The sequence below is a fragment of the Collinsella sp. LCP19S3_A7 genome (assembly GCF_052121995.1).
GTDB lineage: Bacteria > Actinomycetota > Coriobacteriia > Coriobacteriales > Coriobacteriaceae > Collinsella.
In genome coordinates, this window is the sequence record NZ_JBQKDE010000004.1 from 44604 (window position 1) to 58520 (window position 13917).

Genomic DNA, 13917 nt, shown 5'->3' on the forward strand with positions numbered 1-13917 from the left:
ATAAACGTTGCTCGATAGTCTACCACGGACCGACCCCCGCCCGCCCCACAAGCCGCATCGCACCACAAAGCCGCATCGCCGCACAAGCCGCAAGCAGATACACCGAGCTTACCAGCTGAATGCGATCGAGGCCCACGCCCAGCTCCTTTTGCATCACGGGCAGCGCCACGGTCACGACGGTCGAATCCAGACACACCATAAACGTCATGATGAGCACCGTAAACAGAATCGCCCATTTGTTCTTGCCATGGGTGTCCCCCTCAAGAGCGATGTGTTCGCGGCGCAGCTGCTCTGCGGTTTTCTCCATATCCATCCTTTCGAGTGGCGCAACACAAAAAACGGGGCCCCAATCGCCTGCAAACAGTCGCGATTGGGGCCCCGCCTACGGTATCGGAGCTAAAGGTCGCCGAAGCTTTCTGCCGGCATCGGCGCCTTGCACGAACGCTAGCCTAGCACTGCTCAAGCGCCTGCTCAAGGTCGGCAATCATATCGGCCGTATCCTCGAGACCGCACGACAGGCGCACCATGTCGGCGGAGATACCACAGGCGATAAGCTCCTCATCGTTCATCTGGCGGTGCGTGGCGTTAGCGGGATGCAGGCAGCAAGTGCGGGCGTCGGCCACATGCGTGGCGATCTGAGCGAGCTTGAGGCTCTTCATAAAGGTCTCGGCCGCCGCGCGACCACCGTTAAAGCCAAAGCTCACAACGCCGCAGGTGCCGTTGGGCATGTACTTCTGAGCCAGGTCATAGTACTTGTCGCCCTCCAGACCCGGATAGCTCACGAAGCGCACCTTGGGATGGCTCTGCAGGAACTTGGCAACAGCCAGGCCGTTCTCGCAATGACGCGGCATGCGCACATGCAGGCTCTCGAGCGAGCTGTTCAGGAAAAACGCCGCCTGCGGGTTCTGCATGGGGCCGAGGTCGCGCATGAGCTGAGCGGTTGCCTTGGTAATGAAGGCGCCCTCGCGACCGAACTTCTCGGCATAGGTCACGCCGTGGTAGCTCTCATCGGGCGTGGTGAGACCCGGGAACTTGTCCGCATGGGCCATCCAATCAAACTGGCCGTGGTCGACGATCACGCCGCCCAGGCAGGCCCCATGTCCATCCATGTACTTGGTAGTGGAGTGCGTAACGATATCGGCGCCCCACTCAAAGGGACGGCACATCACGGGCGTCGGGAAGGTGTTGTCGACCATCAGCGGCACGCCGTGGTCATGCGCGGCCTTGGCAAAGCGCTCAATATCGAGCACGGCAAGGGCGGGGTTGGCGATCGTCTCGCCAAAGACGAGCTTGGTATTGGGCTCAAAGGCTGCCTCGAGCTCCTCATCGGTGCAATCGGGGGCAACGAACGTACAGGTAACGCCCATACGACCCATGGTATGGGCAAGCAGGTTGTAGGTACCGCCGTAGATGGCCGAGCTTGCGACCACATGATCGCCGGCGCCGGCCACGTTAAAGATCGCGAGGAAGTTCGCAGCCATGCCCGAGCTCGTGAGCATCGCAGCGGTGCCGCCCTCCATCTCGCAGATCTTGGCGGCAACCAGATCGCACGTAGGGTTCTGCAGACGGCTGTAGAAATAGCCAGACTCCTCCAGGTCAAACAGCTTGCCCATGTGCTCGGACGTGTCATACTTCCACGTGGTGGACTGGTAGATGGGCACCTGGCGCGGCTCCGCATCTCCCGGGTGATAGCCGCCCTGAACACATGTCGTACCGATGGTCTGCTCGCTCATATCTAGCTCCCTTGCCTGGGTTACATTTTTATCCGGTTCACGATACCGCTACCCCGCACCCCTCTCAACCCATCCCCAAGGTAGGTTATGAGACAAATCAACAGGGGGCATTTATCGCAGATCTTGGCAATTATTCGATAGATAAAAATGAGGCATACATGAGGCTTTCGATGAACAAAAGCGTCGGCAAGGGTACCATAGGCGAGTACACCGTTACCGAGGAGACAACGATGAAGCAAATCGATACTGCCCAGCTCGACATCACCGCCTGTCAGGCTCAGGCTGCCGAATACCACGCCCGTGGCTTTAACTGCGCACAGGCCGTCGCCTGCACGCTCGCACCCGCCGTCGGGCTCGACCCCCAGACCGCCTTTATCCTCACCGAGGGCTTTGGCGCCGGCATGGGCGGCATGACCGAGACCTGCGGCGCTATCTCGGGCGCCGTGGCCATCATGGGCGCTGTAATGAGCGACGGCATGGATAACCCCAAGACCAAGGGCCAGACTTACAAGCTGTCGCGCGAAATCGCCAAGCGTTTTAAAACGAAAAACACGACGACCGTCTGCGGCACGCTCAAGGGCATCGGATCGGACAATGGTCCGCTCCGCAGCTGCCCCGGCTGCATCGACGACGCCATCGAGATCGCCTGCGATGTGCTAAAGCAGCTCGCCGAGTAAACGGCGGCAACAGAAAACGACGGCTGGCGTGCTTGGGATTCATCCAAAAGCACGCCGGCCGTCGCCGTTAGAACTCGGCAAATTTGGGAGCGCCAACCTCAATCTCCTCGCGCCCCGCCATAAGCTCGCGCATCTTAGCGCAAAACGGCTCCTGCTCCCCCGCCTTAAACACCAAATGAATCGTCACGGCATCCGCGTAATCGGTATCCGAAACCTTGGCACCCGAATCCTGCGCCAAACGAAGCACCTGCTCATACTGCGGATAGGCCACGTGCACGTCAACAGGCACGATGCTCGTCATCTCAACGACCTGCCCTGCCTCCTGAGCAGCTGCCACCGCCGCCTGCGTCGCCGCGGTATAGGCGCGCACCAAGCCACCGGGCCCCAACAGCGTGCCGCCAAAATAGCGCGTCACCACGCAGCAAACATTTTTGAGCCCAGCGCCGCGCAACACCTCGAGCGTCGGCATGCCGCTCGTGCGGCTCGGCTCACCGTCATCACTCTGACGCTCGCGTCCATCGACCAAAATCCATGCGGGAACATTGTGTCGAGCGTCGTAATGACGCTTGCGAACCATCTCGATGAAGGCATTCGCCTCATCCTCGGATTCAATATGGACCAGCTGGGCAATAAACCGGCTCTTGCGATCCACAAACTCGCCAGAAGCCTCAATATTCGATCGCAGAGTAAAGTAGCTGTCCAACAAAGCCCCTCAACAAAACTAAGCGCGGCAACAAACAGCCTCAATAATACGGCAAAGACAGCACCGTTGTCCTCGCCAATAAGAGCGAAAATGCCAATGATGCCGTCACCAACAGCGAGAACCCGTCAGCGCGAGCAAGGTGCCTTGAAAGACGAGATTGCAACAGAAATGAAGCTGCCGCTGACCAGGCAAAAACAGCGAGATGCCAAGAACGGAACCGCCGATGATTCCGTCAACGAAAGCGAGAACCCGTCAGCGCGAGCAAGGTGCCTTGAAAGACGAGGGCATTGACCTTATGGTCATGCCCGAAGGCTTGAAAGGCAGATTGTCGCGCTGACGGGTTCGCAGCGTCAACAAAGTGCCGAGTGGGCCGATAAGCCGGGTTCTGTCGTGAACGGTCATTTATCTTGTCTGCACGTTACCGTGCAGCTCCACGCACGCTACCCGAACGCGGACCGGGCCGGCCCATAGCGTTCCTATTCGCGCTTGCTCCGGATGGGGCTTGCCAAGCCGCCGTGTTGCCACGACGCTGGTGGTCTCTTACACCACCGTTTCAGCTTTTCCCTTTACGCCTTGCGGCGCAGGTGGGAGTCTTCTTTTCTGCGGCGCTTTCCGTCGGATCACTCCGCCCGGCCGTTAGCCGGCATCCCGCCCTCTGGAGCCCGGACTTTCCTCACGCGTGCCGCAAGCAGCACATCGCGCGACCGTCTGGCCCACTCAGCAGTGCAAGAGTGTAACACACCGTTGCCGCAGGCAAAGACACAACACAAGCGTTCGACACGATATACCAAGAACCATGCCATGCGGTACAATAGGGTCGTCGATGGGCAACGTCGCCAGTCGAGACGCGACCGCGCTCCGCACCCCTCCGTCTACTCGGTGCGTTCCCGCCTCCTCCCCGAGGCGGGATGTCGGCATTTTCATGCACCGACAACCCAATAGCCTGTGAACAGTCCGGACAGCGTTGCGCACGAGTAGCATTGCGCACCTCACCGGCAAACGCAAAAAGGGACCCGTCCATTGCGGACGGATCCCTTAAAGCAAGTGATCGTCAAACCGATTTACTCGGCGTCGGTCTCCTCGTCCTTCTTCTCGGAAGGCAGCGGGGTAACCTCGATCTCGACGCCCAGAGTCTCAGCAGCGGACTTCATAGACAGGGAGATACGACGACGGTCGAGGTCGATCTCCATGACCTTGACCTGAACCTTGTCGCCAACGTGGGTGACCTGAGAAGGCTGGTCGACGTGCTTGTTGGCCATCTCGGAGATATGCACCAGGCCCTCGATGCCCTCGCCCAGATCGACGAAAGCACCAAACGGGACAAGCTTGGTCACAGTGCCCTCGACGATAGCGCCGACGGGGTACTTCTTGACCAGTGCGCGCCACGGATCCTCGGTGGTCTGCTTGAGACCCAGGGAGATGCGCTCGCGGTTGAGATCGACATCGAGAACCTCGACCTCGACCTCCTGGCCGACCTTGACAACCTCGGAAGGATGGTTGACGTGGTTCCAGGAGAGCTCGGAGATGTGGATGAGACCGTCGATACCGCCGAGGTCGACGAAGGCGCCGAAGTCGACGATGGAGGAAACGGTGCCCTGGAGACGCATGCCAGACTTGAGCTTGGACAGGATCTCGGAACGCTCGGCCTTACGGGACTCCTCAAGCACGACGCGACGGGAGAGAACGACGTTGTTGCGGTTGCGGTCCATCTCGATGACGCGGGCCTCGATGCGGGTGCCCATGTAGGAGGTGAGGTCCTTGACGCGACGGAGGTCGACGAGGGAAGCGGGCAGGAAGCCACGCAGGCCGATGTCGAGGATCAGGCCGCCCTTGACAACCTCGATAACCTCGCCCTCGACGTTCTCGCCGGAGTTGAACTTCTCCTCGATGCGGTTCCAAGCACGCTCGTACTCGGCACGCTTCTTGGAAAGGACCAGACGACCGTCCTTGTCCTCCTTCTGGAGAACCAGGGCCTCGATGGAATCACCGAGTGCAACGATGTCTGCAGGGTTAGCGTCCTTGCGGATGGACAGCTCGCGGACCGGGATAACGCCCTCGGACTTGAATCCGATGTCAACGAGCACCTCGTCATGCTCGATCTTAACGACAGTACCGTTAACGAGATCGCCCTCATCAAAGTCGGTAATCGTACCGTCGATGAGGTTGTTCATCTCCTCCTCGTTGACATCGTCAAGAGAGAAAATGGACGAGTTCTGAATCTCACTCAAAGGTGGACCCCTTTCGAACTACGGGGCCCCGATTGCTAGGACCTACAGAAGGGTGCGACAAGCACACAACGTTTAGGAACACTCGGGAGCCGACAGATACTAATGTGACGCTTATGCAATCACGTTCGTATAGGTTACGTGGAAATCACTTCGATTTCAAGCGTGAACTGCGATTTTTTACTCGTATGGAGACTTTTTCGCAATCTTGTGAACGACCGTCTCCATAAGTTGACGATGAGCAGCTAGGCACACTGCTTTGGGGTAAAGTATCCCAGACATACGATTCTGGAACGATTTTTCGAGAAAGGTGCCCGCGTGCTCAAAGCAGTCGTTTTCGATATGGACGAGACGCTTCTTAGCATCAACCTCAACGCGTTCATCCTTCGCTATTTTAAGGATGTCTCGTCGATGCTCGCGGATATCGGACGATGCAGCCGCGGGGGCACGATGGCGCGCCTCGGCACCATCCTGGTCGACCTCAACGCCAATCGCCGCAGCAGCACGGACAATCGCACCAATCTTGAGTTTTACCAGACCGAGGTCGAGCGCCGGTGCGGCATTTGCCTCTCGGACCCACTTATCTACGAGGCGTTTACCTACTACGATCACGAAGTTCTGCCGTACAAGAACGATGACATGATCAACGCAAAAGCCATGCCGGGTGCGCACGCCGCGCTTCAAGCCGTACAGGACGCGGGGCTGCGCTGCGCGCTCTTCACCAACCCCAGCTTTCCCCAAGGGGCCATCGAGTGCCGCATGGGCTGGGGCGAGCTGACAGACGCGCCCTTCGAGCTCGTAACGCACATGGGCAACGCCACGCGCTGCAAGCCCGATGCCACATATTATCTAGAGCAGCTGCAGGTCATGGGGCTCGAGCCGCACGAGGTCCTTATGGTGGGCAACGATCCCAAGCGCGATTTCCCCAGCCCCGCCTGCGGCATTCAAACCGCCTATGTGGGCCAAGGAAAGCCCGGCCGAGCCACCTGGCGTGGAACCATGGAAGACTTCGCCCGCGACTTTAACGCCGTAGTAGAAGCCTTCTACGAGCACCAAATAGCCGACGAACTAAGCTAGTCCCCAAATCAGGAATGGGGCGCACGTTTGCCCCACGCTTCGTTACGTGGGCAACGGCTTGAGGGCAAGAAGCGATGCCCCAGTGTCCTAGGCCGTGATCATTTTGACGCGTTCGCCGATTTTGGCGTCGCGCCTGTCGGAAATAACAGTAAAGCCCTCCAGGTCGCACACCTTTACATTTGAAAACACGTGGAACTTGGAGCTATCGGCGAGTACGTAACTCGCCTGGGAATTCTGCATCACGATACGTTTTTTGATAGCCTCGGGATAACCTGGCGTCATGATACCGCGGTCCTCGTCCACCGCGTTGACACCTATAAACGCCCGGTCAAAGTACAGCTCGCGCAGCGCGCTCTCAACCATAGGACCGGTGAGCGAGCAGGTAACGGGGTTGAAGTCGCCGCCAATTACCACCACCTTAGCAGCAAGCTCGCCCGTAAACCGACATGCATAGCCGTTGGTGGTGTAGATAGTCACCGGCTTGTCGACGAGCAGGCTCAGGAGCGCCGTCGCGGTGGTACCGGAGTCGACAGCGAGATGAGACCGTCACGCCCGAAGACCCCGCTTTCGCCGCCGAGGAGCGCGCGGCGCACGTGGCCCATGAGGAGCGGCTCGAGCATATCGAGGGGCTCCTTCCCAAGAAGGGAAACGGCCCTGCGGGACGACACGGCGAAAACCATCGTTGATTCCGGCAAGAGACGCCGTTTCTCTGGTAGCTTCATCTTCAACCAAGACCGACAATGCCGGCCAGGCACTCAACCCAAAAGGAGACAGCATGCCCAACGAGCTCAGCTATGAGGTCAGCCTCGAGCGCAGCAACCAGATCCGCGCCGACCTGCCGCAGCACCCCGAGAAGTTCACCATGCTCACCGGCGACCGCCCCACCGGCCGTCTGCACCTGGGCCACTACTTCGGTACCCTCAAGGGCCGTGTTGAGCTGCAGAACATGGGCGCCAAGACCAACGTGCTCATCGCCGACTACCAGGTCATCACCGACCGCGACACCACCGAGCACATCCAGGACAACGTGTACAACATGGTCATGGACTACCTTGCCTGCGGCATCGACCCCGACAAGACCATGATCTACGCGCACTCCGCCGTGCCCGCGGCAAACCAGCTCATGCTGCCGTTCTTGTCGCTCGTCTCCGAGGCCCTGCTGCAGCGCAACCCCACCGTCAAGGCCGAGATGGAGGCCAGCGGCCATGAGCTCACCGGCCTTTTGCTCACCTACCCCGTGCACCAGGCGTGCGACATCTTGTTCTGCAAGGGCAACGTGGTGCCGGTCGGGCGCGACCAGCTGCCGCACATCGAGCTCACCCGTACCATCGCCCGCCGCTTTAACAACCGCTACGGCAAGGTGTTCCCCGAGGTCGACGCGCTGCTGTCCGACACGCCGCTGCTGCCCGGCCTTGACGGGCGCAAGATGAGCAAGTCCTACGGCAACGCCATCAACATCTCCATGACCGCCGAGGAGACGGCCAAGCGCATCAAGAAGAGCCAGACCGACGGCGAGCGCATGATCACGTTCGACCCCGAAGCCCGTCCCGGTGTGTCCGGCCTGCTCTCCACCGCCGCCATCTGCACCGGCCGCTCCGAGGTCGAGATCGCCGAGGAGATCGGCATGGGCGGCGCAGGCGCGCTCAAGAAGTACGTCACCGAGAGCGTGAACGAGCACTTCGCCCCCATCCGCGCGCGCCGCGAGGAGCTCGTGCAGGATATGGACTACGTCAAGGACGTCCTGCACGAGGGCAACCGCCGCGCTAACGAGGTCGCCGAGGCCACGCTCGCCGAGGTACGCGAAGCCATGGGAATGGTGTACTAAGCCATCCGGCTCGCGGAAACGCGCCGCGACACGCGAATGGGCCATCTTCACGTGTCCACGCCTTCGACATAGCCAAGGTCTTACGAGGTGGGCGATAATAAGCCCGCCTCGTTTTTTACGTTGTATGGGGGATTGCATGTACCGACTTGTTGCCAGCGATATGGATGAGACGTTTCTCGATGCCGACCACGCCATCCCGGCGTCCAATCTCCGAGCACTCAAACGCATGAGGGAGCTCGGTGTGCTGTTCGTCCCTTCGAGCGGGCGATGGTATTCCTCTATCATGGACAACTTCTCGGGGGAGGCCCGCGAGCTGATCGAAGACGGCTATGTGCTCTCCTATAACGGCGGCTTCATCAACCGCGTGGGAGACCCCACCCCGCTCACCACCTGCGGCCTTTCCAACGAATGCGCGAACGCGATCTATGCAAAGGGGCTCGAACTCGGACTCTGCATGCACGTCAACGTCGCCGACGGCCACGTGTTCGTGAATGACGCACCCACACGGGAGCGCGACTATCTGGAATCGATCACCGGGGTCACTCATTTTCGCGGATCTGACCATCCCGACCTCTCATTCCTTGAAGGCCGTGGCATCGTGAAGATCCTGTACGTCGACTGGGACTTCGATGAGCTGCAGGAATTGGGCCGCAAGCTCGCGCCGATGGCCGAGCGACTCGGCGTTGACATCACCTTCTCCTCCAAGCGCTACCTCGAACTCATGCCCGCAGGCGTTGACAAAGGGACGGGGCTCACGCGCCTTGCCGATATGCTGGGAATTCCGATGTCCGAGGTCATCGCCGTTGGTGATTCCGCAAACGACCTCTCCATGATCAAGGCGGCGGGACTGGGCGTCGGCGTGGCGAATGTCACCGACGACGTGCGGCCGTATTGCGATGTCGTCCTTGAAACGGCTGGGACTGAGGGTGCGTTCTCCGAACTCATCGAGCGATTCCTTGAACCCCAACGACCACATGTCACTGTGTCTTTCTATTTGTAACCCTTGATTAACTTATGGAGAGGCTGTGTGCTCGTCGGTCTACGACTTGGGTCTCAGAGAATTAGCTATAGTTAACTTAATGAAGGCACAGGCGAATTAAAGACCTTCGACACGAACGTTGCGCCTTCCCTCCCCTCGCGCAACACCTCTTTGGAAAGGCGCCCCGCGCATGTGGGGCGCCTTTCTTGACTACAATGGCGATATCGATTGAAAGTGAGGGCGGCATGGCAGACCGGGACACCGACGGATTCTTCAACCGCGTATACGACATGGTACGCCAGGTGCCCTGCGGCATGGTTGCCACATATGGTCAGATCGCCAAGCTCGTTGGTGAGCCCCGTCGAGCCCGATACGTGGGATACGCCCTGCACGTCAATCCGGAACCCAGCACCATCCCCTGTCATCGCATCGTATTCGCCGACGGACGCCTCGCGGAGGGGTTCGCCTTCGGTGGGCCCGAGGCGCAGCGCACACTGCTCGAGGACGAAGGCGTTGCCTTCCTCGCCAACGGACATGTCGACCTGCAGGCCTCTCGCTGGCCAGCGGGCCTGGTATGACAAGGGGCGCCGACAGCGCCCCTTCCCGTTTTGGATCCTTGGCAGGCAACCCAATCAAACGGTCGCCTCGAGTGCGTCCCCCGCGCGGTCGAGTGTGCTTCTGACCTTGGCACCCTGTTTGAACCACGTGCGCAGGTCCTCGAGCGTGCTGCCCGCTTGCATACACCTTGATTTTGCGACCACCCCTCGTGGTCACCGTGCAGCGGTCGCCGCTCTCGCTGTTCTCGTGCGCCGTGATCTTCTTGAGGTAATCGCGGCGAAACGCCACGACGCGGGCGTTGCTGATCTCGATGAACCAATCGTCATCGACAAGCGAAGTACCCGTGGCACCTCGGCTTGCCATCTCCTCGGAGAAGGAGAAACCGAGCGCGCGCTCCTGCCTGCCGATCTCGAGGATGCCGCGGGCCGGCATGCCGAGCATGAGCAGGGGCAGGAACCCCCCTATGAACAGGAACAGGAACGGGATGAGCACGAGCAGGCGCGCACCCTCGTCGGTGAAGACCGCCATGAAGGCGAGGACGAGCGAGAAGACGAGGGCCATGCCGTTGAAAACAATCGTCAACGGCTTGATGGCAGACCAACACAGGCCCGCCTTGGTCATGGGACCGTCGACGGCGTCCGAGACTTCGATGCCCTCTTCCTCCAGACGGGCGAGGAGGTTGAGCGAGCACACCCCCTCGAGGCTTATCGAGCAGAACTTCCGGTCGCCCTCGAACAGGTCGATCCTCATCATCTGCGCGTGAAGCGTTGCACGGGTGATGTTGCCAAACGTCGTCTCCTTGCGGATGCCGAAGGCGTTACGCGAGAGAATGCGCCCACCGTCCACGTCGATACGCGGGATGCTCAGCAAGGCCCAGATAGCCATACCCGCGAGCGCCATGGCATGACCGAACCACACAAGTTCGTGGTCCCACTCGCCCAGCGAGACGCCCTGCCAGACGTAGACACCCAGCATGAGCAGTTCGAACGCGACGGCGCAGCAGGCGATGATCGTGCGGATGGCTGCGGGCATGCGCACCGTGAAGCAATCGAGGCTGTCCGTTGCCTCGCTGCGCTCGCTCGCGCCGCGGCGGGCGACCCATGCAGTGAGCGGGCCGACGATGAACACGGTCATACCGACGCGCAGAATGGATTCGAGCAGATTACTCATAGGGGCCACCGCCTCGAGCTCTGGAGATTAACTGCAGGAAACGCTGCCAGAACGATGGGATGCGCACAACGTAAGGAGCCGCGTATCGGCAAGCGGCGGCATCGCAATCGCCCGGCGAACAGATGATGATCGGCGCCGGGCCAGACGAATTAAACAAAAGGGTGGTCGACGGCGCCCTCGCAGGCGCACCGTCGACCACCCTTCACGTCGCAGCGACCCTACGAGCCGTCCGAAACGAAACGCACTCCGCCAGAGCGCTACCCAATCTTGCGGATGCTCGGGATCGCCCAGGTGATGCCTGCTAGGATCACCATTGCAGCACCGATGAGCACGAAGCACGCGCTTACGCCGATGGCGTCCGCGAACAAGGTCGATGCGACGAGCCCCACGGGCATAGCCCAGCTGCAGACCGCTCCGTACAGACCGAAGACGCGGCCCATGCACTCGGGATCGACGCGCTCCTGCATGAGCGCCATCTGCGGCGCGCTGTACAGCGGACTCGAGACCCCCATCGCGAACGTAAGCCCCAGAAACACAACGAGCGCGGAAGGGGGCACGAGGCCGCCCGCGAGCGCGGCGGCTCCGATGAGGCCGATGGCCAGCGTGCACGAAAGAGCGCGGTTCTTAAGGCCACCCGTCGCCCCGATCCAGCCGCTCGCCGCGATCATGCCGACCGAGAACGCGATCTCCGCGATAGCCGACTGCGTAGTGGTGCCCCCAAAATGGTCGAACACCATGAGCGGGAACAGCGCGGATATGGGCGAGAACAGGACCGAGAAGGCGAAGCCGATCCAGAGCATGGCGAACAGACCGTGATGGCGTTTGAGCTCGCGGTACCCGTTGGCCGTCTCCAATAGGAAGGCCCGCACCGCGCGGTGCGACGCCTCGGCGTTCTCCTCGGGCGTATGGCGCTCGGGCGCCGGCGTCTTGATGCCGGAGGTCGCCACCGCGATGCTCGCGAGCACCGCCCCGGCGACATCGAGCGCGATCATGAAAGTCAGACCAAACGCCGGGTAGACCGCCGCGGCGATGGCGTTGCCGATGATATAGCTACCCGACTGCATGAACTGCAGCATGCCCGCCAGCTTGCCGAGCACCTCGGGCGGGGCGATGAGCGGTGTGAGCGCGTTGAAGGCGGGCGTATGGAGCGTGCTGCCCAGCGCACGGACGAACAGCACCGCCGCCACAACGGCGACAGAAAGGTCGCCCCGAAGCGAGCCGAAGACAAGCGTGAGGCTCACGGCCGCGATGAAGAGATCGGCGCCGATCATGAGACGCTTGATGGACGTGCGGTCCACGATGGTGCCCGCGAAGGCGCCGAGGAGCGCCATGGGCAAGAAGGCCGCCAGGCTCACGAACGACAGGGCGCTCGCGGAGCCGGTGGTGAGGGTGACGTGCCAGATGAGACCCATCTGCAGAATGGAGCTCGTGAGCACGGAGAAGAACTCGCCGATCCAGACGATGGCGAGCGAGCGCTTCCAAGAAGCGCAGGGGTTCGGTTGTGTCATGGAATAATCCTTTGATGCGATCGGTGGTATGCAGCGAAGTACCGGTCGCTCACGCGACCGTGGCTAGAGCCAAATGGAAGCAAGCATGGTGCAGCTCCCCTTTCCAAATCTAGAGGTAAACCTTCAGCCGTGAGTGGAGCTATTATAGGGACTTGCGAGCCAAGATGCAACAGGAAGACCTCTACGGAGCGTAGATGCCGGGCGCCCCGAACCACTTATGCCATGAGAGACGGCATCCGATTCTCCTTGACTTGGTCTCAATGTGATATCACAATGCAATCAGCAGTCGCACGGACTGCTCGGGGACTCGCCTCCTCCCCATCGCAATCTGGAGCGCGGCGCCGGGGACGTCACGCAAACGCCGGCGCAGTCGTGAAAGGAACTCACAATGAGCGTGGAAAAGCAACTCAAGGCCAAGTCGGGCTACGGCATGCTCGTCGCCGTGGCGGTGGCGCTCATCGCCATCATCGGCCTCTTTATCTGGAGCACCATCGGGCTCGCGAGCACGCCCGACGGCGTCGACGCGCCCGCAGTCTACGGATGGGGGCTCGGCCTCAGCATCCTCGCGTTTTGCCTGTGGTTCATCCCACTCAACGGATTCTTCTCGCTGCAGCCCGGCCAGGCGCGCGTGTGCATCCTGTTCGGCAAGTACGTGGGCACCGTCCGCGACGAGGGCTTCTTCTGGGCCAACCCGTTCTTTAGCAAGAGCATGGGCGGATCGGCCGGGATCGGCGAGATGATCGAGCTCGAGATGAGCGATTCCAAGGCCGCCAAGGCCGCGGCGCAGAAGGCCGCCAAGGGCAACCCCACCACCATCTCCACCCGCGTGCGCACCCTGAATGGCGAGCGCCTGAAGGTCAACGACAAAATGGGCAACCCCATCGAGATCGCAACCGTCGTGGTGTGGCACGTCGCCGATACCGCCAAGGCGCTCTTCGACGTCGACGACTACCAGAGCTATGTCGCCATGCAGGCCGAGACGGCGCTGCGCCACGTGGCGAGCGTGTACGCCTACGACCACCTGGAGGACGAGTCCGATGCCGCCGGCGCCATCACGCTGCGCGCCAATGTGGAAGAGGTCTCCGAAGCCCTGCGCCGCGAGCTCGCGATGCGCCTGGCGCCCGCCGGCGTCGAGGTCGACGATGCACGTCTCACGCACCTCGCCTACTCCCCCGAGATCGCCCAGGCGATGCTGCGCCGCCAGCAGGCCGAGGCCGTCATCGCCGCACGCAAGAAGATCGTCGAGGGCGCGGTCTCCATGGTCGACATGGCCGTGAAGGAGATGGCTGCCGGCGGCACCATCGAGCTCGACGACGAGCGCAAGGCGCAGATGGCCAGCAACCTCATGGTGGTGCTCTGCGGTGAATCCGAGGCGCACCCGGTGCTCAACGCAGGCTCGCTGTACTAACCCCAACACCAATGAGTAATTTGGGGACGGGTGCAAAATTGCACATTCGACAAG

At 61.0% G+C, this 13917-nt stretch carries 12 protein-coding genes and 1 other RNA gene; 6 read left to right on the forward strand and 7 right to left on the reverse strand.

The window, feature by feature from the left end; genetic code table 11:
• Positions 1-19 precede the first annotated feature (19 nt).
• Complete coding sequence (locus ACTQV3_RS03070; protein WP_441053933.1) at positions 20-307, reverse strand: hypothetical protein; 288 nt, start codon at positions 305-307, stop codon at positions 20-22.
• Positions 308-449: 142 nt separating this feature from the next.
• Complete coding sequence (locus ACTQV3_RS03075; RefSeq protein ID WP_441016249.1) at positions 450-1733, reverse strand: O-acetylhomoserine aminocarboxypropyltransferase/cysteine synthase family protein; 1284 nt, start codon at positions 1731-1733, stop codon at positions 450-452.
• A 230-nt stretch (positions 1734-1963) separates the two neighbouring features.
• On the opposite strand from ACTQV3_RS03075, the gene ACTQV3_RS03080 reads away from it, so the two are divergent.
• On the forward strand, positions 1964-2410 hold the full coding sequence (locus ACTQV3_RS03080; protein ID WP_441549826.1) for a C-GCAxxG-C-C family protein: 447 nt from the start codon (positions 1964-1966) through the stop codon (positions 2408-2410).
• A 67-nt stretch (positions 2411-2477) separates the two neighbouring features.
• Here the strand turns inward: ACTQV3_RS03080 and ACTQV3_RS03085 are convergent, their stop codons facing one another.
• The 3 genes from ACTQV3_RS03085 to rpsA all read right to left on the reverse strand — a co-directional run bounded on the left by ACTQV3_RS03085 (position 2478) and on the right by rpsA (position 5341).
• Positions 2478-3116, reverse strand: coding sequence for a YigZ family protein (locus ACTQV3_RS03085; protein ID WP_441535886.1), 639 nt, complete (start codon positions 3114-3116; stop codon positions 2478-2480).
• Positions 3117-3471: 355 nt separating this feature from the next.
• An RNA gene (gene rnpB, locus ACTQV3_RS03090) (RNase P RNA component class A) lies at positions 3472-3833 on the reverse strand.
• A gap of 341 nt (positions 3834-4174) precedes the next feature.
• Positions 4175-5341, reverse strand: coding sequence for a 30S ribosomal protein S1 (gene rpsA, locus ACTQV3_RS03095; protein WP_154515317.1), 1167 nt, complete (start codon positions 5339-5341; stop codon positions 4175-4177).
• Positions 5342-5656: 315 nt separating this feature from the next.
• Between rpsA and ACTQV3_RS03100 the strand changes: the two genes are divergently transcribed.
• Positions 5657-6415: an HAD family hydrolase gene (locus ACTQV3_RS03100; RefSeq protein ID WP_441535885.1), complete on the forward strand. Its 759-nt coding sequence runs from the start codon at positions 5657-5659 to the stop codon at positions 6413-6415.
• An 87-nt stretch (positions 6416-6502) separates the two neighbouring features.
• Here the strand turns inward: ACTQV3_RS03100 and ACTQV3_RS03105 are convergent, their stop codons facing one another.
• Positions 6503-6892 (reverse strand): hypothetical protein, encoded by a 390-nt coding sequence (locus ACTQV3_RS03105; RefSeq protein ID WP_441535884.1) that lies wholly within the window; start codon positions 6890-6892, stop codon positions 6503-6505.
• 298 nt (positions 6893-7190) lie between these two features.
• On the opposite strand from ACTQV3_RS03105, the gene trpS reads away from it, so the two are divergent.
• The 3 genes from trpS (at position 7191) to ACTQV3_RS03120 (ending at position 9797) form a co-directional block, all read left to right on the forward strand.
• On the forward strand, positions 7191-8240 hold the full coding sequence (gene trpS / locus ACTQV3_RS03110) for a tryptophan--tRNA ligase (RefSeq protein ID WP_441535883.1): 1050 nt from the start codon (positions 7191-7193) through the stop codon (positions 8238-8240).
• A gap of 136 nt (positions 8241-8376) precedes the next feature.
• Positions 8377-9240: an HAD-IIB family hydrolase gene (locus ACTQV3_RS03115; protein ID WP_233540280.1), complete on the forward strand. Its 864-nt coding sequence runs from the start codon at positions 8377-8379 to the stop codon at positions 9238-9240.
• A 194-nt stretch (positions 9241-9434) separates the two neighbouring features.
• A complete protein-coding gene (locus ACTQV3_RS03120) occupies positions 9435-9797 on the forward strand; it encodes an MGMT family protein (RefSeq protein WP_441053976.1) in 363 nt (120 codons plus the stop codon).
• 1407 nt (positions 9798-11204) lie between these two features.
• Here ACTQV3_RS03120 and ACTQV3_RS03125 read toward each other — a convergent pair.
• Positions 11205-12455 (reverse strand): MFS transporter, encoded by a 1251-nt coding sequence (locus tag ACTQV3_RS03125; protein ID WP_427719692.1) that lies wholly within the window; start codon positions 12453-12455, stop codon positions 11205-11207.
• 388 nt (positions 12456-12843) lie between these two features.
• Here ACTQV3_RS03125 and ACTQV3_RS03130 point away from each other — a divergent pair, with 388 nt between their 5' ends.
• Positions 12844-13863: an SPFH domain-containing protein gene (locus ACTQV3_RS03130; protein WP_117734981.1), complete on the forward strand. Its 1020-nt coding sequence runs from the start codon at positions 12844-12846 to the stop codon at positions 13861-13863.
• The last annotated feature ends 54 nt before the right edge of the window (positions 13864-13917 follow it).